A 24,840-nucleotide genomic window follows, 5' to 3' on the forward strand; every position below is an offset into this window, starting at 1 on the left:
AGGCAACGGCCCGGTCAGCGCGGTTTTCCCCGGCCAAAGCGTCACCTTATATTACATAATATTGATTATCGGCATTTTGCCCAGTCTTCACGCAACCTGGCCGGCCGCCCAGCCTGACGACCAGGCCCATTGGAAATTGTACCCGCCAAGCCACCCTGTCACATCGACGACCTCGCCCACGAAAAACAGCCCCGGCACCTTGCGTGCCTCCATCGTGCGCGCGTCAAGGTCGTCGGTTTCCACGCCACCCAGCGTCACCTCGGCTGTCCGGTAGCCTTCGGTCCCCACGGGCCGCAGATGCCAGCCGTGGATCAGCCCGGCCAGCGCCTCGATCCGCGCGTTCGACTGATCGGCCAGGTTGCCGGTCAGGCCCGACATCGTCTCGACATGGCGCGCCAGACGTTCCGGCATCATCCGCGCCAACGCGGTGCGGATCGCCACGCGGCCCGCCTGCCCCCGCATCTCGCGCAGCGCCGTGGCGGCATCGCGCCCGCGCATGAGATCCACAACCACCTCGCAGCCTTCGCGCCAGTAGGAACTGACCTGAAGGATCGCAGGCCCCGACAGGCCACGGTGGGTAAAGAGGATCGCCTCGTCGAAGCTGGTGCCATTGGCCGTCGCGCGCCCCTCGACCGCGATGCCCGCAAGCGGCTTCAACGCCGCCAGATCCTGTTCGGCGAAGGTCAGCGGCACCAGCGCGGGCCGCGTTTCGGTGACGCGCAGGCCGAAATCCTCGGCGATGCGATAGCCGATTCCCGTGGCGCCCATCTTCGGAATGGACTTGCCGCCGGTCGCCACGATCAGGGATTGCGCCGCGATCGTCCCGCGCGAGGTGCCGATGCGGAAGCCGCCCGCCCCCTTCGCCCAGCTGTCGATCGTGGTGGACAGGCCCAGTTCCACGCCCGCCGCATGGAGATCGGCAAGAAGCATGGCGATGATCTCTTTCGCCGAGCCGTCGCAGAACAACTGCCCCAGCGTCTTTTCATGCCAGGCGATTCCGGCCGCATCGACGCGGGCGATGAAATCCCATTGCGTGAAGCGTTTCAGCGCCGACAGCGCGAAACGCGGGTTCCGCGACAGGAAGCGTTCGGGCGCGATGTGCAGGTTGGTGAAGTTGCACCGCCCGCCGCCCGAGATGCGGATCTTCTCGCCGGGGTTTCGGGCGTGGTCCAGAAGCAGCACGCGGCGGCCCCTGCGGCCCGCCTCGATCGCGGCGAACATCCCCGCCGCCCCTGCCCCCAGAACGATGACATCAAAGGTTTCCATGCCCTGCCATAGCCTGCGGATTTTTCCGCGAAAAGCCTCTTGCAGCCTCCGGCGCGGTTCGGTAGATACCCGCCCACGGTTGGGGCGTCGCCAAGTGGTAAGGCAGCGGTTTTTGGTACCGCCATTCCCAGGTTCGAATCCTGGCGCCCCAGCCAATCTCTCACTCGGTTCAAGGTGCCAATCGATCCAATGGGTTCCGGACAGGCGCCCTCTTGCTGTTGCCCCAAGGGGTGCCCCAATCGTTGACCGCGGGTTTGGGTTCGGTAGGATGCTTCCGCAGACCGCGTAGGACCGTTCCATGGCCATTCCCGATTACGAAACGCTTATGCTTCCTGTTCTGAAGCTCTTTGCGGACGGTGCCAAGAACGTCGCCGAGTGCCTGCCAGCGATCAAACACCAGCTCGCCATCACCGACGAGGAGGCCGAGGAACTCTTGCCCAGTGGACGGGTCACGGTGCTCCAAAGCAGGACTCACTGGGCAAGAACCTATCTGTCCAAAGCCGGTCTGCTGGAGTCGCCCAAGCGCAACCTGCATGTGATCACCGCACTTGGCCGGGAAGTCCTCGCAAAGAACCCAGCGACGATAGACAACAAATTTCTGGACCAGTTCGGGTCGTTCACCGCTTGGAGGACATCTGCATCAGGTCATGGCGAAGGCGTTGGCCACGTTCCGGAAGCCGTTCGGATTGACGACAATCAGACACCTGAAGACGCGATGGAAGCGGCTAACAGACTTCTCGAGTCTGCCCTGCGGGACGAACTCTTGGGGATGCTGTACGACCTTAGCCCTCAGCGGTTTGAACGGGTGATCCTGGATCTTCTGGGGGCGATGGGGTTTGGAAATGGGAACCTGGCAAACGGACACCTCACCAAGACGGCAGGGGACGGCGGAATTGACGGCATCATCTTCGAAGACGCCCTGGGTTTGGACGCTGTGTACATCCAGGCGAAGCGTTACGCTCCGGACAACAAGGTGAGCCGCCCGGACATCCAGCGTTTCGTCGGGTCGTTGAGCGGCGAGGGGGCAACCAAAGGTGTCTTTGTCACAACGTCGGATTTTTCCAGGGAAGCTCGGGACTACGTTCAGCGCGTGCAACAGCGGATCGTCCTGATCGAGGGTCAGCAACTGGCCGCACTGATGTTGAAGCACGGTGTCGGCGTCCGGGTTCGTGCCACATACACCATCCAGAGCGTGGATGAGGATTACTTCGCCTGACCCAAGGGATTGCGGCAAATTTCTGCCGTAAACCTGCGGTATAGAACCCCGGGCTTATACCCTCGGCGGGATTTCCCATCGGTCGTTCGCGGCGAAGATGGGTCTTGCACGAGCAATTGGAGGTACCATGTCTGACGATCTTTATCGCATCACGATCACGAACGGCACCGTCACCCGGGTCGAGGAATATGACGACGGCGTCTGGGAGTGGGAGCCGATCGAGGCCGATGAAACCTATACCGTCAATCCCGATGGCACGATCACCAAGGTCGACGTCGAGCGGGGCTATATCGAGCGTGTGACGCTGACGCCCACGGACGATCCCGGCATCTACCTTGAGGGGATCGAGGAATATATCCTGCCCGACGGCACGATCACCCGCGTCGAACCCGATGACGACCGCGGCGGCCGCGGCGGACGGGGCTTTGACGACCGCTTCGGGTCGGATGACGATGACGACATCAGCTGCGGCGACGGGCGCGACCATGCCCGCGGCGGGCGCGGACGTGACAGCATCGACGGCCAGCGCGGCGACGACAGCATCGAGGGCGGCGCCGGGTCGGACAGCATCGAGGGCGGCGCGGGGGCCGACACCTGCGCAGGCAACGCGGGCAACGACCGTGTCTGGGGCCAGTGGGGCGACGACTCCATGGTCGGCGGCCGCGGCTGGGACGTCCTGCTGGGCGGTGCCGGCGATGACGTCCTGTCGGGCGGCAATGGCCGCGACCGGATCTTCGGCGGCGAAGGCAACGACACGATCACCGGCGGCAACGGGCGTGACCGGCTGGATGGCGGTGACGGGGCCGATCATTTCGTCTTTGCCCCCGGCGCAGGGCGCGACCGGATCGTGGATTTCGAAGACGGGCTCGACCTGATCGTCTTCACCGGCGGCGTGCAGTCCTTCGATGACCTGACGATCCGCCAGCGCGGCGACGATGTCCGGGTCTTCCATTCCGGCGGCTTCATCGAGGTGAAGGATGTCCAGGCCTCGGACCTGACCGCGGACGATTTCCTGTTTGCCTGATCCTTCGGGCGGGGCGGCCACTGGCGCCGCCCTGCCCCTTTACCCCCTGCCGCTTTCTCCGCCCTGCCTTTCTCCGGCGGGCCGGCTTTCCCCCTTCGGCCAGTGTCAAGGCAGCACCCGGCCCGCGACCGGAAACCGGTTGACCGTGACGGCCCTTCACGGAATGCTGCGCCCGCGTGCGAGCCCCGGTCGATCTGCCAGTGTGTCCGGTCCGCATTCCTGGAGAACCGGCAAGGCAATTGGCAAAGATGGATATCAGACCCGCCGCGATGCGACGTTTTTCCGGGCCTCCGGCGGCCGAAATCCTGGCCGACGAGGATTTTGCCGAAACGCCCCATGTGCGCTTTGTCGCCGAACTGGCCGACCGCCTGGGCATTGACCTTTCCGCCACCGTCACCGTGATGTCGCACCTGCCGCTTTGGTCGACAGGTCAGGAGCATGCCGACCTGCGGCGCGATACGGCAGCCTTTCTGAACCGCGATCGCACCTTGAAGACCCGGCGCGCGGAGGCCGCAATCCGCGCGCGCTTTGACCGCCACGTGATCGCCACCGGGCCCGAGATCGACCTGATGCCGTTTCTGCAGGAGGCGACCGCCGATTTCCTGGAGCCCTTCACCGGCCTCCGACGCAGGGCCAGCGGCATCGACCCTGTCCTGTCCCTGTTCAGCTCGAACATGGGGGTGGCCGCGCGGCGGCGGCTTGACGCCGCGATCCGGGCGCAGTTGGCCGAGGCGGAGGCCCGGTTTCCCGATGACGGCCCGCGCAGCCTCGCCATTCGCGTGGGGCAGTGGTGGATGGGCTATGACGGCCTTCTGGGAACGTTCGGACAGTCTTTGCACCGGCACCTGTCGCGACTTGACGGGGGGCGGCTGGACCGCAATCCGATGCCTGCGATCCCGACCGACACCGGGGTGCCGATGATCGGGCGCATCGCCACGATCGACAAGGTGGTTGCGGGGTGCCCGGTTTCAGCCGGCCAGCAGGTGGAATGCGGGCTGGACGGCTTCAATAACGGGACCGAGGCCGACAGGCTGCGCTTCTTCGGCGCGGGCCGGCATCTTTGCCTCGGACGGCCGATGGCGCTGGATTTTTGCCGGATCATGACCGATCTTGTAAACGGCTGCGGCTTTGGCCTGAAGGTCACGGCCTACCGGAAGGCGAACAGTGACGTCTTCGACATGCCGGTCGTATTCACTGCCTGCAAGGTAATGCCCCGCCAGACCGGGCGCCGGGTTTCCGATCATACGTCCCTGACACAGAAAGGCACGCCCCCATATGGATGTGCGCAAGGCGGTTCTGAGCGCCCTTGATACGACATGCGGCCTTTATGACAAGCCGCAGTTCGCCGCGGCCGCCCATGGCGATGCCGACCTGATCCTGTCGCAGCTCGATCTCGACAGCCTATCCACCTACGAGATCATCATGGCCCTGGAAGAGACGCTGGAGATCGAGATCCAGCCCGAGGTCATTTTCAGGTCAAAGACCCTGTCCGAAGTGGTGGCCGCGCTGGAAGACCTGCTGGCCCGCCCCGTGCCGGGTTGATCCATCCGGATGATGTCCCGGTCGATCCCGGCTTCGGCGCGGCGGCTGATCGCCGCCTTCGACACCGATCTGACTCCGATGGGCTATGCCGAGGTGTCGCGCGCCATCCTTGCGTCAGACAACGAAAGCCTGAAGGCGGCGCTGCTGGCATCGCCCGCCTATCGCGCCCTGCAGGACGCCCGGCAGATCCCCGATATCCGTCTTGCGGCGCATTTTCCGTCGGCGCGCCTTTACTGTCGTCGCAGGCGCGCGAGGCGGCTTCTTGTGGGCTTCACCGGGCGGGCGTTCCGGTTGATGATGCCGCTGTCGATCCTGCTGCAATCGCTGCCCGCCGACACCGACCTTCTGACGCTGCTCGACCCCGATCACAACCAGTTCCGAAGCGGCACCTTCGACGGGCGCACGGGGCTTTCGGAACTGCCCGATGCGCTGGCCCCGATCATGGGACGCTATCGCGAGGTGATCGCGCTCGGGGTCAGCAGCGGCGGGTTGCCCGCGATCCGCTTCGGGATTCTGGCGGGCCTGCCACGGGCGATTTCGGTGGGGGGCCGCCGGATCGACGACACGCTTCGCATCCTGAAGGGCACCGCGCCGAAACATGCCCATGACCCGATCTGCGACTGCAACCGTCGAACACGTTGCCAGACGATCCTGCTTCATCCCGAACTGCATGCGGACGACAGCGAAACCGTGCGTTCGGTCGCCGCCAGCATCGACAGCCTGACGATCCCGCTGCGGGGCAGCGGCGATCACCTGTTGATGTGGACACTTTACGGAATGGGACGGCTGGAGGGGTTTCTTGACCTGTTTCTGGACAGCCGTGCGCCGCCCGAACGTCTGGCCGCGTTCTTTCGCGACCTGCCCCCCGCACCGCTCGCCACGGCCTCGCCCTGGGCCTGAGCGGCGGCCTGCCTTACGCCCCCGCGTCGCGCAGCAGCCGCAGCACCGTATCGGGCGGTACGTCATCGGCGACGAAGGCCTGTCCGATCCCGCGCGCGAGGATGAAGCGAAGGCGCCCGTCAACCACCTTCTTGTCCTGCGCCATGTAGGACAGCAGGGTTTCGGCATCGGGCAGATCGCCGGGAATGTCGGCCAGGTCCACTTTCATCCCCATCGCCCGCAGATGCGCCCTGACCCGGCTGGGGGATTCTTGCGAACAAAGCCCCAGACGCTGGCTCAGCTCGAAGGCCAGCGCACAGCCGATCGCCACGCCCTCGCCATGCAGCAGCCGTTCGGAATAGCCGGTGGCCTTTTCCAGCGCGTGACAGAAGGTATGGCCAAGGTTCAGCAGCGCGCGATCCCCTTCCTCGGTCTCGTCACGTTCCACGATGTCGGCCTTCATCTGGACCGACCGCAGCACCGCCTGCTGGCGCAAGGCGCTGCCGCCCGCCGCCAGCGCGGGGCCGTTCGCCTCGAGCCAGTCGAAGAACGCCGCATCCCCCAGAAGCCCGTATTTTACGACCTCGCCATAGCCCGCCAGAAAGTCGCGCGCGGCCAGCGTGCCCAGAACGTCGATATCGGCGAGGACAAGGCTTGGCTGGTGGAAGGCGCCGACAAGGTTCTTGCCCTGCGCGGTGTTGATGCCGGTCTTGCCGCCCACCGAACTGTCGACCTGCGCCAGAAGCGTCGTCGGGATCTGCGCAAAACGCACGCCCCGGCGCAGGACGGCGGCGGCAAAGCCCGCCAGATCGCCAATCACCCCGCCCCCGAAGGCGACGACCAGATCGCGCCGTTCTACCTTTTGTTCCAGAAGCCACTCGACCGACCGGGTGAAGCCCTGCCAGCCCTTCGTCGCTTCGCCCGGCGGCAGGGCCAGCGCCTCGGAGGCGATCCCCTCGCGGGCCAGCGCCGCCTGAAGCCGCGCCAGATGCAGACCCGCCACCGTCTCATCGGTCAGGATCGCCACGCGCCGGCGCCGCAGCAGGGGCGAAAGCTCGGCCCCTGCCCTGTCGATCAGTCCCGCGCCGATCCGCACGGTATAGCTGCGGTCGCCCAGATTGACGCGCACATCCTCGACCATCATCCGCCGATCCTTTCCAGAACATCCGGGCGCGTCACCAGCGCCTCGATCACTTTCTCGGCCATCTGTTCGATCGATATCGACGGCTCGCTTTCCACCGAAAGATCGGCCTGCCGGTAGAAGGGCGTGCGCTTTTCGCAGAGCTCGCGCAGGGTTTCGCGCGGGTTAGGCGTGCGCAAAAGCGGCCGCGTCGTCTTGTGCCGGACCCGGTTCCACAAGAGATCGACGCTGGCCGAAAGCCAGACCGACACGCCGCTTTCCGAAATCACCCGGCGGTTCTGTTCCGACAGGAAGGCGCCGCCCCCCGTGGACAGCACGCAGGGCGGCCCTTGCACAAGCCGCGCCAGAACCTCGGATTCGCGCGCGCGGAAGAACGGTTCGCCGTCGCGTTCGAAGATTTCGGCGATGGTGCGCTGTGCCGCGCGTTCGATCTCTTCGTCCGAATCAAGGAAGGGAACGTGCAGGATACGGGCCAGTTGCGTGCCCACCGCCGTCTTGCCCGCGCCCATCATGCCGACCAGCGCGACGGTCTTTTTCAACCGGTACCGAGGCACAGCGGCCAATTCCCCTGATTTCCGGCGGGCAATGCCCCGCCTGTTCACGATCTTTCGCCCCTCAATGGCGTGAACTTGCCGAAAATGCCATATATAATCGACGCCACTCCCGGCAGAGACCGGGCAAGAAACGGGCAGACGGAAAGACGGGGCACCATGATAGGACGTTTGATCAAGGCTTTGCTGGTTCTGGCGATCATCGCCTTTCTGGGCCTCGTGGCCTTTGCCTATCTGGGCAATCTGACGCCGCCGCAGACCGAGGTCACCAAGCCGGTGGTGCTGGATGGGAATTGACGCCCGCGCAAGGCGGCTGGTTCTGGCGGCGGCGGCAATGGGTCTGTCCCTGTCGCCCGCTCTGGCGCAGGACGCGCCCATGTCGGCAATCGACTGGCTGTCACAATCGGTAACGGCCGCGCCTCAGGCGGCAAGCCTTCCGGCAGGCCCCTCGCCCGACGCGGTCGAGGAACCCGAGGTCACGACCGGGGCGGTTCCGGCCGATGTGGCGGTTACGGTTCTGGGCGCGCCCGCGCCCGATGCGGTAGGGCTTTTGTCCTCGGACCGGTCCGGGCTGCCGCGCAACCTGTGGGGTCTTGGCGCCACCGAAGAGATCGCCGCCGCGATCAGCGCGGATCGGGCCGACATCCTGCCCACGCTTCAGTCGCTCATGGTCACGCTGCTTCTGGCCGAGGCCGAGGCGCCCCCCGACGCGGGTGGTCGCGGCATCCTGCTTCTGGCGCGGATCGACCGGCTTCTGGCCATGGGCGCGCTGGATCAGGCCGCCGCCCTGATCGAGGCCACAAACAGCGTGACGGTGGACCTCTTCCGCCGCCAGTTCGACGTGGCGCTTCTGACCGGGACCGAGGATCGCGCCTGCGAAACGATGCGCACCGCCCCGAACCTGGCGCCCACCTTCCCGGCGCGGATCTTCTGCCTTGCGCGCGCGGGCGACTGGACCGCCGCTGCGCTGACGCTCAGGACGGCGCAGGCCCTGGGGCAGATCGACCGGCAGGAAGAGGAACTTCTGTCGCGCTTCCTTGACCCCGAGGCCTATGACGGCGAGGCGCCCTTGCTGCCGCCGTCGCGGCCGACGCCGCTGATCTGGCGCCTTTACGATGCGATCGGCGAGACGCTGCCCACCACGTCATTGCCGGTGGCCTTCGCCAATGCCGAACTGACGGATCGTGCCGGATGGAAGGCGCAGATCGAGGCGGCCGAACGGTTGACGCGGGCCGGGGCGCTGACCCCGAATACGCTTCTGGGCGTCTATACCGAACGGCTTCCGGCGGCATCGGGCGGCGTCTGGGACCGGGTGGAGGCGTTCCAGCGGTTCGACACGGCGCTGCGTGCCGCCGATCCGGGCGCGGTGGCGCGCACCCTGCCCGATGCCTGGGCGCGCATGGAAGAGGCAGAGCTTGAAACCGCCTTCGCCGGCCTTTTCGCCGAAGATCTGATCCGCCTGCCCCTGACCGGCGAGACCGCGGCCCTGGCCTTCCGCATCGCACTTTTGTCGCCGCACTACGAACGCGCCGCCAATACCCACAAGCCCTCGGACCTGACCGAAACCTTCCTTGCGGGGCTGGCGCGTGGCCAGTTGCAGGGGATCACCCCGCCCGACAGCATGGCGCGCGCCATCGCCCCCGCCTTCCTGCGCCCTGCCCCGCCGCCCGAGGCCGAGGCGCTGCTGGCGGAATCCCGGCTGGGCGAGACGATCCTGCTGGCGATCGACCGGATCGGCAACGGCGTCCGGGGTGACCTTCGGGGGGTGTCGGAAGGGCTGTCGATCCTGCGCCACATCGGGCTTGAGGACGCGGCGCGGCGTACCGCGCTTGAACTTCTGCTGCTGGAACGCCGGGGCTGAGGATGGGCGCCCTTTCCGACCGCTGGATTTCGGATTTCCTGGCCTCGGCGGCGGCCGAACAGGATGCTGCGCGCAATACGCAACTGGCCTATGGGCGTGATCTTCAGGATTTCGCCGCCTGGCTTGCCTCGCGCGGGACCGATTTTGCCGGGGCGGACCGCAAGGCGGTGGAGGATTACCTTGTCCATTGCGAGGCCGAGGGCCTGTCGAAGGCCACCCGCGCCCGGCGGCTGTCGTCGATCCGGCAGATGTTCCGCTTTGCCCAGGAAGAAGGCTGGCGCGAGGACAATCCGGCGCTGCGCCTGAAGGGGCCGGGCAAGGTCGCACGGTTGCCGGTCACGCTGGATATCGCCGAGGTGGACCGCCTGCTGGAGGCCGCCCGCGATACCGGCCGGTCCTCGGCCGACCAGATGCGCAACCGCTGCCTGGTCGAGATGCTCTATGCCACGGGGATGCGAGTGACCGAACTTGTCACCCTCCCGATGGCTGCCGTGCGGGGCGATCCGCGGATGATCCTTGTGCGCGGCAAGGGCGGCAAGGAACGCATGGTGCCCCTTTCCGCCCCCGCCCGCGAGGCGCTGGCCGACTGGCTGGCACGGCGCGGGGCCGAGGACGAGGCCGCGCGCAAGGTGGGCAAGCCGGTGTCGCGGTTCCTGTTTCCGGGGCGCGGGGCCGATGGCCACCTGACGCGGCACCATTTCTATGTGCTGATCAAGCAGATCGCCGTTCTGGCCGGGGTATCGCCCGCCAAGGTCACACCGCACACGCTGCGCCACGCCTTTGCCACCCATCTGCTGGCCGGGGGCGCGGATCTGCGCGTAATCCAGACGCTTCTGGGCCATGCCGATGTCGCCACCACGGAAATCTACACCCATGTCCTGGACGAACACCTGAAGGCGCTGGTGCTGGAACACCACCCCCTTGCCCGCAAGGGGCGCAAGACCTGACCGCCATTGCGGCAGGCGCTGCCTTTCGCCATAACGGACCGATCACAACACACCGAAAGCACCATGGACGATACAGTGACGTCGAGCCTTGACCTTGCCTTCTGGGTGACCGCAGCCGCCATCCTGTGCCTGCTGGTCCTGTCGGCCTTCTTTTCCGGTTCGGAAACCGCGCTGACGGCCTCCAGCCGCGCCAAGCTCAAGGCGCAGGCCGACCGGGGCTCCAGAGGCGCCGAACGGGCGATGGAAGTGACCGAGGACAGCGAACGCATGATCGGCGCGCTGCTTCTGGGCAACAACATCGTCAACATCCTGTCGGCCTCGCTGGCGACCGCCCTGCTGACGCGGGTCTTCGGCGACAGCGGCGTGGCGCTGGCCACGCTGGTGATGACTGCGATGGTTCTTGTCTTCGGCGAAGTGCTGCCAAAGACCGTGGCGATCACCTATCCCGAAGCCGTGGCGACCCGTGTCGCGCCGATCATCCGGGTCCTGATCCTGGTGTTTTCCCCGGTTGTCATGGTCGTCCGCGCGCTGGTGCGCGGTCTGCTGGCCATCGTCGGCGTCAAGACCGACCCGGAAAGCCATATCCTTGCCCTGCGCGAAGAGATCATGGGCGCCATCGCTCTGGGCCATTCCGAAGGCGCGGTGGAAAAGGAAGACCGCGACAGGCTTCTGGGCGCGCTGGACCTGTCGGACCGCACCGTCGAAGAGGTCATGCGCCACCGCCGCGAGATCGAGATGATCGATGCCGACAAGACCCCGGACGAGATCATCACCCAGGCGCTGGCCTCGCCGCATACCCGGCTTCCGGTGTTCCGGGGAACGGACGAGAACATCCTGGGCGTCGTCCATGCCAAGGATCTGCTGCGCGAGGTCGACCGCCTTGTGCGCGGGGATACCGGCAACCTGTCGTCGATCCGGGATCTCGACATCCTCAAGGTGGCGATGAAGCCCTATTTCGTGCCCGAAACCACGCCGCTTGACGAACAGATGCGCCAGTTCCTGAAACGGCGCACCCATTTCGCGCTGGTGGTGGACGAATACGGCACCCTGCGCGGCCTGATCACGCTGGAGGACATCATCGAGGAAATCGTTGGCGAGATCCGCGACGAATTCGACGTGGTCGAAAAGGAAAGCGCGCTGAAGCGCGAGGAGTCGGGCGATTACATCGTTGACGGGGCGATGACGATCCGCGACCTGAACCGCGCGATGGACTGGTCGCTGCCCGATGACGAGGCGAACACGATCGCCGGTCTGGTGATCCACGAGGCGCAGACCATCCCGAACGAAGGCCAGGTGTTCAGCTATCACGGATTCCGGTTCGAGGTCGTCACCCGGCGCGAGAACCGCCTGACGAAACTGAAGATCCGGCCGCTGTGACGGCCGGACCCTGCCCCCCAGACCGGAGCGGCTCAGAAGATCTCGATCGCGTTGGCCAGCCCGCGCAGGCTGCTGATGCCGTCGAGCGTCAGCTCGTCTGCCCCGAAGTCAAAGACCACATCGCCATTGACCACATCGGCAAAGCGGTTCACGACCTGCGCCTTGGTCAACCCGCCCGACCACAGGTTGTCATCCAGGCGTAGCTTGTCGCCCTGACCGGCGCGGAAATCCTTGACCACATCGCGGTCATCGCCCGCGCGGAAGATGAACCTGTCCGCACCGCCGTTGCCGCGCAGGATGTCGTTTCCGTCGCCGCCATGCACACGGTCGCGGCCGGCGCCGCCGAACAGGACGTCGCGCCCGGCGTTGCCTGACAGCACGTCATTGCCGGAGTTGCCCTTCAGGGCATCGTTCCCGCCGCCGCCCTTCAACACGTTGCCGCCCTTGTTGCCGACAAGCGTGTTCTTGGCCCCGTTGCCAGTCAGGTCATAGTCGGCCCGGCCCAGAAGCCGCGCCTTGCTGAACCCGTCCAGAAGCTGCGCATCGCCCGCGATGAACAGCTGGTTGCCATTCACCACATCGAGCTTGACGTTGCCCTGCCCCATGTTGACCCGGACCGCACCGGGCATGTCCGCGCCGGTGATGTCCACCCGCTGCCAGCCGCCCGTCGAGACGGCCACGGCATAGCCGCCCGCGTCCTCGCTCTGGTCGGCGGCGCCACCCACGCGGAACCGCACGCCGCCATCGCCTTCGCCGATGTTGTAGAACTTGTTGCCGTTGCGGTCCTCATAGACCACCCCGGTCACATAGGCCTTTCTGGCGGCATAGGCGAAGTTGAGCGTGACATAGTCATTGCCGCCGCGCGCCACTTCGGAAATCCCGATCTCGCGGTAGTTGAACGTGCCCCCGTTCACCGTATCGGTGCCGCCCATCATGTTAGACCGGTGCAGCGCACTGTTCCAGAGGGTCCTGAAATGGGTATTGATGACGGATTCCGTTCCCGAGCCAAAGCCAGAGGCCATCGCCAGGTTTTCGCCCGTCCGCCAACCATAGCTGTCCAGCCGGTAGCCCGCAGAAATCATCCGGTCGTCCCACAGAGAGTTGTTCTCTCCGACGTGACTGAACCGTCCGGTCGAGGCCATCCATTGCGAATGGTTGGTCGCAGAACGATCGAGGGTATCAACCACGGCCAGTACCTGCTGGGGCGCGCCCGAGATCGGTCCGAACTGACCGTTCGGCAGCCCTGCATTCAGCGACGTGCCCTGACGTGCGGCCTCGGCCGCCGGATCGAGCCGCGCCCGGTTGAGCACTTCAAGCATGTACTGTTCTGCAGCAGAAATCGCCATACTGTTCCCCATCACCCGTTTGTCCGAAAGGGGCCCGATTGGAACCCGCGATTGGACACTACTTGCCAAATGGGGCGGAACTCGGTCCACCCACTGCAGAACATGAGGCAATTTTTGGGCAATAACCCGCGAGTCCGTCGCCCGCCTGCGCGGACTTCCGCCGGATCAGGGCCGATCAGCGGCGCTTGAACAGACCACCCAGAATTCCCCGCACCACGGCCTGCCCCGACTTCGTCCCGATCTGCCGGGCGAAGCTTTTCATGAAGGCGTCCGAAACCGAATCGGACCGCGACGAAGACTTGCCCGAAGTGCTGCGCCGCGAGCTGGCCGGGGTGTCGGCATCGTAGCGGCGCGCGCGCTTGAAATCGTCTGCATCCAGCCGCAGGTCGGGATTGAAGGCCAGATCGCCCGATCCGCCCGCCCCCGCCTCGGCCGCCTCGCGCGCGGCGGCCTCGGACCGGGCCTTCAGCCGTTCAAAGGCGCTGTCGCGATCCAGCGGCGTGTCATACTTGCCCTTCAGAGGCGAGCCCGCGATCACCGCCGCACGCGTTGCCGCATCGATCGGGCCAAGCTGCGAGGATGGCGGACGGATCAGCGTGCGTTCGACCATCGAGGGGATGCCCTTCGCCTCGAGGAACGAGGTCACCGCCTCGCCCGTCCCGACCTCGCGGATCGCGTCCTCGGTCGCGAAGCGGGGATTGTCGCGATAGGTCTGCGCGGCCATGCGCAGATCCTTCTGGTCCTTGGCGGTGAAGGCGCGCAGGGCATGCTGCACCCGGTTGCCAAGCTGGCCAAGGATGTTTTCCGGCACGTCCGCCGGGTTCTGGGTGATGAAATAGACGCCGACCCCCTTCGACCGGATCAGGCGCGCCACCTGTTCGACCTTGCTGACCAAGGCCTTTGGCGCGTCATCGAACAGAAGATGCGCCTCGTCGAAGAAGAACACGAGCTTGGGCTTGTCGGGATCGCCCACCTCGGGCAGCTCCTCGAACAGTTCCGACAGCAGCCACAACAGGAAGGTGGCGTAAAGCCGGGGGCTGGCCATCAGCTTGTCGGCGGCCAGGATGTTGATCCGCCCGCGCCCGTCGGCATCGCGTGTCATCAGGTCCGCCAGATCCAGCGCGGGTTCCCCGAACAGGCCCGCGCCGCCCTGGTTTTCCAGAACCAGAAGCCGCCGCTGGATCGCCCCGATGGACGAGGTCGACACCAGCCCGTAGCGGGCCGAGATTTCGGTGGCATTCTCGGAGATGAAGACCAACATCGCCTGCAGGTCCTTCAGGTCCAGAAGCGGCAGTTCCTCTTCGTCGGCCAGCCGGAAGGCGACGTTCAGCACCCCTTCCTGCGGCTCGGTCAGTTCCAGAAGGCGCGACAGCAGGAGCGGCCCCATTTCCGCAACGGTCGCGCGGATCGGATGCCCCTGTTCGCCGAAAAGATCCCAGAATGTCACGGGAAAGGCGGAATACTGCAGATCAAGCCCGATCGTCGCCGCGCGCTTCATGAAGGGTTCATGCAGCTTGTGCGTGGCCGAACCCGAGGCCGCGATGCCCGACAGGTCGCCCTTCACATCCGACAGGAAGACCGGAACGCCGGCAGAGGAAAAGCCTTCGGCGAGGATCTGCAGGGTGACCGTCTTGCCGGTGCCTGTGGCGCCCGCCACCAGACCGTGCCGGTTCCCGTATTTCAGCAACAGCCGCTGGGGCGTCGCATATCCCTCGCCGCCACCTCCGACGAAGATGCTGTCCTGATCCATACCGCTCACCCTTCCCGTCAATCGTTCACGCCGAAAATACATTGTTAACCGTCGTGTGCCAGTCTTCATCTGCTCCCGGATGGCGCAAATCTGCGGCCTGATGGGGGTGACTTCCTCCCTGTCAGACTGGCCGCGCGGCAAAGGCGCGGCCATTTTTTTGACCCTTTGGTCGGGTTTGGAGGCGACGACAGATTCGTGTTGACGGATGGGCCAAAGGGCCTTAGCGTCACCAACAATGAAGTCGGCCAGTCCGACAGGGAGCAAAAATTACCGCTGAAAAAGGGCCGCCCTTGCGGCCCTTTTTCTTTTGCGATCCGTGACTTCCGTCGGCATCTTTTCGCCTTTCCCGGAACCCGGCGGGATGAATTGCCCCCTGACTCCGCCGTCGGGCCATGCTATGCCGCTGGCCAATGGATTTCAGAATACAGGACTGTCTATGAAAGACCTCTCCAAAGCCGTTTCCCTGGCCCTTGTCCTCGCCGCCGCCAGCGCCGCATCGGCGCAAGAGACCGCCGCGCCCGAAGCCCCCGCGACCGACGCACCTGCCGCCGAAGCGCCCGCCGAAGGCGGAACGGGATTTGCGACGGGCGGGTTTTCCACCGGTCAGGAAGTCGGCGCCGACGGCCAGCCGGTTCCGGCGCAGGACGGGCCGGGTTCGGTCTATGTGGCGTCCGAACACGGCGCCTGGCAGCAGCGCTGCGTCAAGACCGAGGACGGGTCCGACCCGTGCCAGCTTTACCAGCTTCTGAAGGACCCCAGCGGCAATCCCGTGGCTGAAATCAGCCTCTTCGGCCTGCCGCAGGCGGAAGGCGGCCCGACGGCCGGTGCGACGATCATCGCACCGCTGGAAACGCTGCTGACGGAAAACCTCGTCATGCAGGTCGATGCAGGCCAGGCGAAGGCCTATCCCTTCACCTTCTGCACGCGCGAAGGCTGCGTGGCGCGGATCGGCCTGACCTCGGCCGAGGTGGACAGCTTCAAGCGCGGCAATGTCGCGAAGCTGACCATCGTGCCGGTCGTGGCGCCGGATCAGAAGGTGACGCTGGAAGTGTCGCTGACCGGCTTCACCGCCGGATACGACGCGGTGAACGCGGCCAATGCCAAGCAGGCATCGGGCGGCAACTGATCGCCGGAAACGGAATGGACGCCGCGCGACACCTTTCGCGCGGCGTTTTCATTTTAAAACCGGATATTTGCGCGCCGTTCCTGAAGTTCGGGCAGGTACCCCGGATCAGACTGCCTTCAACGCGATCACGGCATTCAGCCCGCCGAATGCGAAGGCGTTCGACAGGCAGGCCGTCACCCGCGCCTCGCGCGCCACGTTCGGCACCACGTCCAGCGCGCATTCCGGGTCGGGTTCCTCGTATCCGATGGTGGGCGCGATCACGCCGTCCTTCAGCGCCATCAGGCAGGCCAGAAGCTCCACCGCGCCGGTGCCACCGATCAGGTGGCCATGCATGGATTTGGTGGACGAGATCATCAACCGATCGGCATGCTGGCCAAAGGCGTGGGCCACGGCGGCACATTCCGCCTTGTCATTGGCCGCCGTCCCGGTGCCGTGGGCGTTTATGTATCCCACGTCCTCGGGGTTGAGCCGCGCATCGCGCAAGGCACCGGTCATCGCGCGTTCGCCCCCCTGCGACGAGGGTGTGACGATATCGCCCGCGTCGGCCGTCATGGCAAAACCTGCAACCTCGGCCAGGATCTGCGCGCCGCGCTTGCGGGCGTGTTCGTATTCCTCGAAGACGAAAACCGCCGCGCCCTCGCCCTGGACCATGCCGGACCGGTTGGCGGAAAACGGGCGGCAGGAATCGCGCGACATCACCCGCAGCCCCTCCCAGGCCTTGATCCCGCCAAAGCACAGCATGGCCTCGGACCCGCCGGTCAGCATGGCGCGTGCTGCGCCCGAGCGCACCATCTGGAAGGCCAGCCCCATTGCGTGGTTGGCACTGGCGCAGGCCGTCGCGACCGAAAACGTCGGGCCGCGCAGGTTCCATTCCATCGACAGGTGGCTGGCGGCTGCGTTGTTCATCAGTTTGGGCACGACGAAGGGATGAACGCGATTCTTGCCTTCCTCATAGACGGTGCGGAAATTTTCGTCCGAGGTGATCAGGCCACCGCCCGCCGTGCCCAGAACGGCCCCCGCCTCGTATCCCAGATGGCCGTCGAAGTTCAGCCCGGACTGCTCCACCGCCTGTTTCGCAGCAATCAGCGCGAACTGGGTGAAACGGTCGTAAAGGGTGATCTGCTGGCGATTGAAATGGGCCTCCGCCTCCCATCCCTTGACCTGCGCGCCAATCTGGATCGCCAGCCGGTCCTTGTCGCGGATGTCCAGCGGGCCGATCCCGCAGCGGCCTTCACGAAAGGCGGCAAACGTGCCGGGCACATCATGCGCCAGCGGGTTGATCGTGCCCGCCCCGGTGATGACGACGCGCCTCATGCGGCCTTCTGGGCCACCAGACCTTCGACCGCGGCAACGATCGCGGCGACCGACGAGATGTCGAAATCGCTTTTCCCCGGCTCGTTGGCGTTGAACGGCACCGAGATGTCGAAAGCCTCTTCGATGGCAAAGATGGACTCGACCAGCCCGAGGCTGTCGATCCCGAGTTCCTGAAGGGTGCTGTGCGGATGGACGTCGGACACGTCCAGAACCGCCTGTTCGGCGATGATCCGGATCACCTTTTCCTGAACGCTTTCTGCCATCTTGCCCTCCGAATGCAGGACCGTTCCCGATTTAGTCACTCTGCCCTGTTTTTGAAACAGCTTTCTGAAGCTCGGCCACGGTGGCGGCAAGGCGGGGAAGACGGCGCAGCGCCTTCTGCATCTCGACATGCGTTTCCATCTTCACCGCAGGATAGCCCAGCAGAACCCGCCCGGCCGGCGCATTGGTGAATATCTTGGTGGCGCCGCCCGCGATCACATCATCGCCCACGAAGATGTTATCGTTCACCCCGCACTGGCCGCCCATCACCACGCGGTCGCCGATCCGCGACGAACCGGCGATGCCCACCTGCCCGCACAGCAGGCAATCGCGCCCGACCTGGACGTTGTGGCCGATATGGACGAGGTTATCCAGCTTCGTGCCCGATCCGATCGACGTGTCGCGGATCGTGCCCCGGTCGATGCAGCTGTTGGCGCCGATCTCGACATCATCACCGATGGAAACCGCCCCGAGCGAGTGAATCCGCGTCCAGCTTTGCTGTCGGATTTCGTCGCGTTTTCCAAGTGTTGAGCGAATCTCCTCAACCCCAGACCGTTCCGGCGTCACGAATGAGAACCCGTCCGCCCCGATCACCGCGCCGGGCTGGCAGATGAAGCGGTCGCCGATGCTGACACGCGCCCCGATCCGCGCACCCTGAAGGATCAGCGCATCCTCGCCGATGACCGCGCCCTCTGCGATCGAGGCATGCGCCGCGATACGGGCGCGAGCCCCGATGCGGACACCGGCGCCGATCGTCACGAAGGGGCCGATCGCCGCGCCCTCGCCGATCGTGGCCGAAGGGTCGATCACCGTCATCGGGTGGATGCCCGGGGCGATGTCGGGGCCGGGGTCCATCAGCCGGGTCAGCCCCGACATCGCATAACGCGACCGGGGCGCGAAGATCACCGCCCTGAGGCCCATGCCGCGCCAGTCGGCCCCCGCCCAGAGGATCGCCGCCCGCGCCGCGCCCCTTGCCAGGCCTTCGGCATATTTCGGGTCCATCGCCAGCGCCAGATCATCCGGCCCGGCCATCGCCGGTTCGGCGGCGCGGCGCACCGTCAGGTCAAGGTCGCCATCGGCTTCGGCCCCCAGGGCCGTGGCAATGGCGCGGATCGTATGCGAAGACATCGGGGCAACTCCAGCGGCGGGCGACGGTGGCCACCCGCCCCTGATTTAGCCATCAACCCGCGTCAGCGCCACCCCGGCGGATTGCAGCGCGTCAAAGATCGTCGCATCACGCCCGTAGACGTCGCGCCGATAGCTGATGCGCCCCTTTGCCGTGGGATAGGCCGTAAAATAGACCAGATGCACCGGCACCGGGTCATCCAGCCGCACCGTGGTTTCCTGCCCCGTGTTCAGATGCCCGTGGAACAGGCCTTTCGGGTCCTCGGTCTGCGCCGCAAGAAGGGCATAGGCGAATTCGAACGGCTGGCCGAGGCGCACACAGCCGTGGCTGAAGGCGCGCACCTCATGGTCGAAGAGCGACTTCGACGGCGTGTCGTGCAGGTAGATGTTGTAGGGGTTGGGGAACATGAACTTCACCAGCCCGAGCGCGTTGGAATCCGATGGCGGCTGGCGCATCGAATAGGGGAAGTTCCGTTCGTTGTAGCTGGCGAAATTCACCGCCGACCGGTTGACCACCCTGCCCCGGCTGTCGATCAGCTTCAGATGCCCCGCCGCGCCCGGATTGCGCTTCATCAGGGGCAGGTATTCCTTCACCGTGATCGACCGCGGCACGTTCCAGGACGGGTTGATGACCATGTATTCCATCACGTCCGAGAATTCGGGCGTGCGCTGGTCGGGGGTGTTCTTGCCGATCACCGACCGGGTGGCGAAGGTCACCTTGCCGTGGTCGATGATCTTTGCGGAAAAATCGGTCAGGTTGACCCAGATGTGCCGGTCGCCCTTGTCGAAATCCATCCAGCGCTGGCGTTCCAGCGCGACGAGGACGGATTTCAGGCGATCCTCGGCAGAGACGTTGATCTCGGCCAGGGTGGATTCGCTGGCGATGCCGTCCGGGTCAAGCCCGTGGTCGATCTGGAAATCCTGAACCGCGCGCTGAAGTGCCGCGTCGTAATCCGCGCTGAAGGACCGGCCGAGGTAGCCCATCCGCATCAGGCGGTCGCGCAGCGCGATCACCGCATCGCCCGATTGGCCCGGGCGCAGCGTGGTTGCGGGCACGCGCGGCCCCCAGCCGCCGGCGGCGATGGTGCGGTCCAGCCCGATCTTGGCCTTGACCAGCTGGGCATACTCCGGCGCGTTCGGCGCAAGCCCGTGCAGGAAGGCGCCCGGCTCGGACGAGACGATCCCCGCCAGCATCGCGGCGGGATCGGTCTCGCGCACCTCGCGGACCATGTTCACGTCGATCTTCCGGGGGTTCAGGACACCGGACTGCATCGCCCGCGCATAGGCCAGGAACACCTCGGTCAGCCGGATCTCAAGCCGCCCGCGGTCGCCTTCGGTCTGGGCATCGTGGAAGGCCTGCACCAGCGGCGCGGGGTCGAACATCTGTTCGGGCAGCCCGTGATCGGACGCATGGGCCAGGACCGACAAAAGCGCATTGCGCCGCGCGGCATCGCCCTCGCCCGTCCAGACCGGCGCATAGTTGCGGTCACGATAGAAGGCGGAAATCACGTCATTTTCGGATGCGGCGATGGCCACGGCCTGAACGAAAGGATCAAGCTGGGCCGAAACCGGCGAGGAAAGGACGGTCGCCGACAGGAACGCGGCAGCGCAGAAAAGTTTCGGGGAAAGTCTTTGGGCACGAAACAGGCGATTCATAACGGGTCGAAATCCTGGCAGGGATGATTTTGTTCAGGTTTTCCCGATTTGGGGCGGCCTGTCTATTCACGCCTTTGCCAGCCTCCGGATTGTCGCATTTCCGCAACAGGCCAGAAATGGCCGATGGATTGTCGCCGGATTACCCGCTTTCAGCAAATTTTTGCCGATCTCCCTTGAAATGCCCGAAGCGAAACAATCAGCGCTTGGGTTGCGATTCGAGATGTGGCATACATTTCCTGCACTTGGGGATGAAGTGACAGAGCAGCCTGCGGAAACACGCAGGAAAGACGGTACGGGACAGGCAAATATCATGACGGATACGAAGCTTTCGGGAATGACGCGGCGCGGGCTTCTTTCGGCCTTTGCGGCCACAGCAGTCATCGCGGCGCCCAGCTATTCCAACGCCTTCGGTCTTCTGCGCGGTGCAGGCGACATCCGCCGCATCCGCATGTATTCGGGCCGCACCGGCGAAAGCATCGACACGATCTACTGGATCGAAGGCAAGTACATTCCGGAAGTGATGAAGGAAATCAATCACTTCATGCGCGACTGGCGGACGGGTGACACCGTCAAGATCGACACCCGCACGATCGACATCATGGCCGCCGCGCATCGGCTGATGGATGTTTCCGAACCCTACATGATGCTGTCGGGCTATCGCAGCCCGAAGACCAACGCGATGCTGCGGTCGCAATCGAGCGGCGTCGCCAAGAACTCGCTGCACCTCAAGGGCCAGGCAGCCGACCTGCGGCTGAAATCGCGTTCGGTCAGCCAGATGGCACGCGCCGCCGCCTCTTGCGCCTCGGGCGGCGTGGGCAAGTATTCGCGGTCGAACTTCGTCCACATGGATTGCGGCCCGGTGCGCAGCTGGGGCGGCTGATCGTCCGATCGTTAGGAATTCGTAAACAAAGGCGCCTTCGGGCGCCTTTGTCATTGGTCACGAAACCGAAACAAACCCGACGGATTGTTTCAACTCGGCGATCAATCCGCCGTGCCACCCTCTGAACGGGCGGGTCATTCGTCCTGATCGGCGGCCCCGTCCCCGGACTGTTCGCGCCCGCGGAACCCCATCGCCACCACGAACTTTTCGGAACTGTCAGACCGGCTGGCGGGCGGCTTCACATTGGCGACCTTGCGGAAGTTGCGCTTGAGCAGCGCCTGCATCTCGTTCTCGGCCCCGCCGGCCAGAACCTTCGCCACGAAGGTGCCGCCGTCTTCCAGCACGTCGAAGGCGAAGGCGAGCGCCGCCTCGACCAGCGCGATGATGCGCAGGTGATCGGTGCCCTTGTGGCCCGAGGCCGCCGCCGCCATGTCGGACATCACCACATCGGCCCGCCCGCCAAGCCAGGTCTTCACCTTTTCGTCCGCATCGTCGGCCAGAAAATCAAGCTGGTGGATCTCGGCCCCCGAGATCGGCTCCACCTCCTGCAGGTCCACGCCCAGAACGGTTCCGACAGGCTTCTTCGGGTTCTGCCCCAGGGCGTTCACCCGCTCCACCGCGACCTGGCACCACCCGCCCGGCGCACAGCCCAGATCGACGACGCGCGCGCCCGGTTTCAGGAAGCCGTATCTGTCATCCAGTTCCAGGATCTTGTAGGCCGCGCGGCCGCGATAGCCCTCTTTCCTGGCGCGCTGCACATAGGGGTCGTTCAACTGCCGTTCCAGCCACAGCGTCGACGAAAGCTTGCGCCCCTTGGCGGTCTTCACCCGCACCCGCAATTCGCGCTGCCCGCGCCCCGAGGTGTTGGTCTTTGCCGGTCCCTTGGTCATCCGATCGGTCCATCTTCCAGAACGCCGTCGGCGTTCATCTGTGCATACAAAAGCCCCTCGCGCAGGCCCCGGTCGGCCACCGAAAGCTGGTCGGTGGGCCAGACGCGCATCAGCGCCTGAAGGATGGCCGCCCCCGACATGATCAGCGCGTGCCGGTCGCGCCCGATGCGCGGGTCGGTGCGGCGCCCTTCGGGCCCAAGCGCCAGGTATTCCCGGATCACCGTGTCGATCTGGTCCGAAGTCATGCGCAGGCCGTCAACCTTGTTCCGGTCATAGCGCTTGAGCCCCAGGAACGAGGCCGCCACCGTCGTCACCGTGCCCGAGGTGCCGATGATCTGGAACCCTTCGCGCGGGTGTTCGGCGTTGTAGGGCGAAAAACTGGAAAGGTTTTCCTCGAAATACCAGCTCATCAGCGCAAAGCGCGCGGCGTCATCCTCGACGTCGATGAACTGGTCGCGCAGGGTGGCCACGCCAAGCGGCACGGAAATCCAGTCCACAACCCGGGCCTGCGGCCCCTCGCCCCGCGGCGGAAAGCCCGCATGCATCCCCATGATCGCGCGGCGGCGTTCGGTCGGGGGCACATCCGACAGGTCGATCCATACAAGTTCGGTCGATCCGCCGCCGATGTCGATCACCAGAAGCTGTTCGGTTTTGGCCGACACCAGCGGCGCGCAAGAGATGACGGCCAGCCGCGCCTCTTCCTCGGGTGCGATCACTTCCAGCGTCAGACCGGTTTCCCGCCGCACCTGGCGGACCAGATCACGGGTGTTGCGCGCCCGGCGGCAGGCCTCGGTCGCCACGATCCGCATCCGCGTCACGCCGTGCTTGTCGATCTTCTTTCGGCAGATCCGCAGCGCTTGTACCGTGCGCGCCATTGACGCGCGGCTCAGACGGCCAGACGCTTCAAGACCGATGCCCAGTTGCACGGTCTTGGAAAAACTGTCGATCACCTGAAACTGACTGCCCTTCGGCTGGGCGATCAGCATCCGGCAGCTGTTGGTGCCAAGATCCAGCGCAGCGTAAAGCTGGCCGGTCCCGGCTTCAGGGGAAACGGACGGTTCAACCGGGGGCGGCACGGCTGCGGCACCTTCAACGCCCGGGATCGCGTCCTTCCCCTCGGGACGCTCGGGCGTCATCTGTCGCCCTCCATGTGTGGTTGGTTCCAAGGTAGTGTGAACCCCGTACTCGCGCAAGCGCCACGTCGGTTTGCGACCTTGCCGAATACAAGCCGATGCGCGCGGTCGCTGCGCCCGATTGCACGTTCCTCATCAAGCACATGAAAAATTTTGGCGGGCATTTCCGCCGCCGGTCGCCTAAAAGGGCCCGCGTCGCAACGCAATCGCACCATGTCGAAAACCGACACTGACAGTCGCGATGCGGCGCTTAGAACGGGGTCACGGACAGCAGGAGGGAATCAGCGATGCCCGAGGTTACGATCGTTTACTGGCGCGATATTCCTGCACAGGTGATCGTGGGCAAGGGGCGGCGCGGGTCGAAGGTGCAGTTGAGCGAACGCTTCGAACAGGCGATCGACCGCTGCGCGATGAAGGTTGGCGCGCGCGATACCGACAGCTATCTTGCCGAATGGCGCAAGGCACCGCCCTACGAGGTGGACGGCGACCCCGACGAGGTCGCCCGGAACGAGGCCGCGCGTCTTGAGGCGGAATATGACACGGCGCGGCTTAAGGCGCTGATCAATGCCGAGGGACGGGCTTGAGCCCCCTGCCCCGCAATCTTCCCGAGGAGGCCTGACATGGCGCTTTTCAATTTCCGCCGCGAGGCGACGACCACCGCCGACAATGGCACCCGCCCCGAGGTCGAGACCTTCCTCAAGGGATTCTCGATCGAGGTGATGCCGCGAACCGCCGAAAAGGTGGAAAACTTCCGCGACATCCTGCCCGCAGGCACGCGGGTCTACATCGCCCATATTGACGGCACCCCGATCGAGGACATGGTCGCGACCGCCCGGCGCCTGAATGCCGAGGGCTTTCCGGTCATGCCGCATTTCCCGGCGCGCATCATCAAGGACCGCGCCACGCTTCAGGACTGGGTCGCCCGTTACAAGGGCGAGGCAGATGTGAAGCAGGGGTTGATCCTGGCCGGTGGCGTGGCGCAGCCGGTGGGTGAGTATCAGACCTCGATGCAGCTTCTGGAATCGGGCGCCTTCGACGGGTTCGAACGGCTCCATGTGGCGGGCCACCCCGAAGGCAACCGCGACATCGACCCGGACGGGTCCGACCGGATGGTGATGGAAGCCGCCCGCTGGAAATCGGCCTTTGCCGAACGCACCGATGCGAAGATGGCGATGGCCACGCAGTTCTGCTTCGAGGCGAAACCGGTGATCGACTGGGTGAACCGGCTTCAGGCCGAAGGAATCGGGCTGCCGGTGCATATCGGCGTGGCCGGTCCGGCGAAGCTTCAGACGCTGATCAAGTTCGCCATCGCCTGCGGCGTCGGCCCCTCGCTCAGGGTGCTGCAAAAGCGGGCGATGGACGTGACCAAGCTCTTGCTGCCCTACGAGCCGACCGAATTCGTCGCCGAACTGGCCGCCCACAAGGCCGCCAACCCCGATTTCGGGATCGAGGCGGTGCATTTCTTCCCGCTCGGCGGGATCAAGACAAACGCCACCTGGGCCACCGAAAATGGTGGGGCCTCGGGTGTTCCGGCCAACCACGCATAAGGAAAAGA

General features: G+C 65.3%; 24 protein-coding genes and 1 tRNA gene. 14 read left to right on the forward strand and 11 right to left on the reverse strand.

All coding sequences use genetic code 11. From position 1 onward, the window contains the following. Positions 1–87: 87 nt before the first annotated feature. Entirely contained in the window at positions 88–1,266 is a 1,179-nt protein-coding gene (locus tag E7811_RS13240; RefSeq protein WP_136395121.1) for a BaiN/RdsA family NAD(P)/FAD-dependent oxidoreductase, read from the reverse strand. An 80-nt stretch (positions 1,267–1,346) separates the two neighbouring features. On the opposite strand from E7811_RS13240, the gene E7811_RS13245 reads away from it, so the two are divergent. The 6 genes from E7811_RS13245 (at position 1,347) to E7811_RS13270 (ending at position 5,948) form a co-directional block, all read left to right on the forward strand. Beyond that, a tRNA-Gln gene (locus tag E7811_RS13245) sits at positions 1,347–1,421 on the forward strand. Between the two features lie 143 nt (positions 1,422–1,564). After that, on the forward strand, positions 1,565–2,482 hold the full coding sequence (locus tag E7811_RS13250; RefSeq protein ID WP_136395122.1) for a restriction endonuclease: 918 nt from the start codon (positions 1,565–1,567) through the stop codon (positions 2,480–2,482). Positions 2,483–2,609: 127 nt separating this feature from the next. Continuing rightward, positions 2,610–3,506, forward strand: coding sequence for a calcium-binding protein (locus E7811_RS13255; protein WP_168733023.1), 897 nt, complete (start codon positions 2,610–2,612; stop codon positions 3,504–3,506). A gap of 248 nt (positions 3,507–3,754) precedes the next feature. Continuing rightward, positions 3,755–4,816 carry a hypothetical protein gene (locus E7811_RS13260; protein WP_136395124.1) on the forward strand — a complete coding sequence of 354 codons (1,062 nt, stop codon included), beginning with the start codon at positions 3,755–3,757 and terminating at the stop codon, positions 4,814–4,816. Continuing rightward, a complete protein-coding gene (locus tag E7811_RS13265) occupies positions 4,782–5,048 on the forward strand; it encodes an acyl carrier protein (protein WP_136395125.1) in 267 nt (88 codons plus the stop codon). Before E7811_RS13260 ends, E7811_RS13265 begins: the two co-directional genes overlap by 35 nt. A gap of 12 nt (positions 5,049–5,060) precedes the next feature. Next, positions 5,061–5,948 (forward strand): hypothetical protein, encoded by an 888-nt coding sequence (locus E7811_RS13270; protein ID WP_136395126.1) that lies wholly within the window; start codon positions 5,061–5,063, stop codon positions 5,946–5,948. 13 nt (positions 5,949–5,961) lie between these two features. On the opposite strand, the gene aroB is transcribed toward E7811_RS13270, so the two are convergent. Both aroB and E7811_RS13280 read right to left on the reverse strand, forming a co-directional pair. Further along, positions 5,962–7,071 carry a 3-dehydroquinate synthase gene (gene aroB, locus E7811_RS13275; RefSeq protein ID WP_136395127.1) on the reverse strand — a complete coding sequence of 370 codons (1,110 nt, stop codon included), beginning with the start codon at positions 7,069–7,071 and terminating at the stop codon, positions 5,962–5,964. Continuing rightward, complete coding sequence (locus tag E7811_RS13280) at positions 7,068–7,622, reverse strand: shikimate kinase (protein ID WP_281277060.1); 555 nt, start codon at positions 7,620–7,622, stop codon at positions 7,068–7,070. The genes aroB and E7811_RS13280 overlap by 4 nt, the downstream gene beginning before the upstream one ends. Positions 7,623–7,778: 156 nt before the next feature. On the opposite strand from E7811_RS13280, the gene E7811_RS17935 reads away from it, so the two are divergent. The 4 genes from E7811_RS17935 to E7811_RS13295 all read left to right on the forward strand — a co-directional run bounded on the left by E7811_RS17935 (position 7,779) and on the right by E7811_RS13295 (position 11,804). Beyond that, positions 7,779–7,916, forward strand: a complete 138-nt coding sequence (locus E7811_RS17935; protein ID WP_168733004.1) for a hypothetical protein — start codon at positions 7,779–7,781, stop codon at positions 7,914–7,916. After that, complete coding sequence (locus E7811_RS13285; RefSeq protein WP_246020434.1) at positions 7,906–9,480, forward strand: hypothetical protein; 1,575 nt, start codon at positions 7,906–7,908, stop codon at positions 9,478–9,480. The genes E7811_RS17935 and E7811_RS13285 overlap by 11 nt, the downstream gene beginning before the upstream one ends. Positions 9,481–9,482: 2 nt before the next feature. Further along, positions 9,483–10,427, forward strand: a complete 945-nt coding sequence (locus E7811_RS13290) for a tyrosine recombinase (RefSeq protein WP_136395128.1) — start codon at positions 9,483–9,485, stop codon at positions 10,425–10,427. A 63-nt stretch (positions 10,428–10,490) separates the two neighbouring features. Then, positions 10,491–11,804: an HlyC/CorC family transporter gene (locus E7811_RS13295; protein WP_136395129.1), complete on the forward strand. Its 1,314-nt coding sequence runs from the start codon at positions 10,491–10,493 to the stop codon at positions 11,802–11,804. Between the two features lie 32 nt (positions 11,805–11,836). Here the strand turns inward: E7811_RS13295 and E7811_RS17940 are convergent, their stop codons facing one another. Beyond that, positions 11,837–13,150 carry a hypothetical protein gene (locus tag E7811_RS17940; protein ID WP_168733024.1) on the reverse strand — a complete coding sequence of 438 codons (1,314 nt, stop codon included), beginning with the start codon at positions 13,148–13,150 and terminating at the stop codon, positions 11,837–11,839. Between the two features lie 175 nt (positions 13,151–13,325). Continuing rightward, positions 13,326–14,900 (reverse strand): helicase HerA-like domain-containing protein, encoded by a 1,575-nt coding sequence (locus E7811_RS13305; RefSeq protein ID WP_136395130.1) that lies wholly within the window; start codon positions 14,898–14,900, stop codon positions 13,326–13,328. A 430-nt stretch (positions 14,901–15,330) separates the two neighbouring features. On the opposite strand from E7811_RS13305, the gene E7811_RS13310 reads away from it, so the two are divergent. Then, positions 15,331–16,026, forward strand: a complete 696-nt coding sequence (locus E7811_RS13310) for an invasion associated locus B family protein (RefSeq protein ID WP_394345624.1) — start codon at positions 15,331–15,333, stop codon at positions 16,024–16,026. Between the two features lie 105 nt (positions 16,027–16,131). Here E7811_RS13310 and E7811_RS13315 read toward each other — a convergent pair whose 3' ends face one another. The 4 genes from E7811_RS13315 to E7811_RS13330 are packed head-to-tail and all read right to left on the reverse strand — an operon-like array spanning position 16,132 to position 20,382. Beyond that, positions 16,132–17,340 carry a beta-ketoacyl-[acyl-carrier-protein] synthase family protein gene (locus E7811_RS13315; RefSeq protein WP_136395132.1) on the reverse strand — a complete coding sequence of 403 codons (1,209 nt, stop codon included), beginning with the start codon at positions 17,338–17,340 and terminating at the stop codon, positions 16,132–16,134. Continuing rightward, positions 17,337–17,603 carry an acyl carrier protein gene (locus E7811_RS13320; protein ID WP_136395133.1) on the reverse strand — a complete coding sequence of 89 codons (267 nt, stop codon included), beginning with the start codon at positions 17,601–17,603 and terminating at the stop codon, positions 17,337–17,339. The genes E7811_RS13315 and E7811_RS13320 overlap by 4 nt, the downstream gene beginning before the upstream one ends. 31 nt (positions 17,604–17,634) lie before the next feature. Then, positions 17,635–18,729 (reverse strand): UDP-3-O-(3-hydroxymyristoyl)glucosamine N-acyltransferase, encoded by a 1,095-nt coding sequence (locus E7811_RS13325; RefSeq protein WP_136395134.1) that lies wholly within the window; start codon positions 18,727–18,729, stop codon positions 17,635–17,637. Positions 18,730–18,774: 45 nt separating this feature from the next. Beyond that, complete coding sequence (locus E7811_RS13330; protein ID WP_136395135.1) at positions 18,775–20,382, reverse strand: L,D-transpeptidase family protein; 1,608 nt, start codon at positions 20,380–20,382, stop codon at positions 18,775–18,777. 310 nt (positions 20,383–20,692) lie between these two features. Between E7811_RS13330 and E7811_RS13335 the strand changes: the two genes are divergently transcribed. Beyond that, positions 20,693–21,262, forward strand: coding sequence for a YcbK family protein (locus E7811_RS13335; protein ID WP_136395136.1), 570 nt, complete (start codon positions 20,693–20,695; stop codon positions 21,260–21,262). A gap of 134 nt (positions 21,263–21,396) precedes the next feature. Here E7811_RS13335 and E7811_RS13340 read toward each other — a convergent pair whose 3' ends face one another. Together E7811_RS13340 and E7811_RS13345 are read right to left on the reverse strand one after the other, a co-directional pair. Then, entirely contained in the window at positions 21,397–22,152 is a 756-nt protein-coding gene (locus E7811_RS13340) for an RlmE family RNA methyltransferase (RefSeq protein ID WP_136395137.1), read from the reverse strand. Continuing rightward, on the reverse strand, positions 22,149–23,288 hold the full coding sequence (locus E7811_RS13345) for a Ppx/GppA phosphatase family protein (protein WP_136395138.1): 1,140 nt from the start codon (positions 23,286–23,288) through the stop codon (positions 22,149–22,151). The genes E7811_RS13340 and E7811_RS13345 overlap by 4 nt, the downstream gene beginning before the upstream one ends. A 284-nt stretch (positions 23,289–23,572) precedes the next feature. On the opposite strand from E7811_RS13345, the gene E7811_RS13350 reads away from it, so the two are divergent. Then, positions 23,573–23,869 (forward strand): virulence factor, encoded by a 297-nt coding sequence (locus E7811_RS13350; protein ID WP_136395139.1) that lies wholly within the window; start codon positions 23,573–23,575, stop codon positions 23,867–23,869. A 36-nt stretch (positions 23,870–23,905) separates the two neighbouring features. Beyond that, positions 23,906–24,832: a methylenetetrahydrofolate reductase gene (locus E7811_RS13355; RefSeq protein ID WP_136395140.1), complete on the forward strand. Its 927-nt coding sequence runs from the start codon at positions 23,906–23,908 to the stop codon at positions 24,830–24,832. Positions 24,833–24,840: the final 8 nt, after the last annotated feature.

This window comes from Aliigemmobacter aestuarii (assembly GCF_004799285.1).
Taxonomy (GTDB): Bacteria; Pseudomonadota; Alphaproteobacteria; order Rhodobacterales; family Rhodobacteraceae; genus Aliigemmobacter; species Aliigemmobacter aestuarii.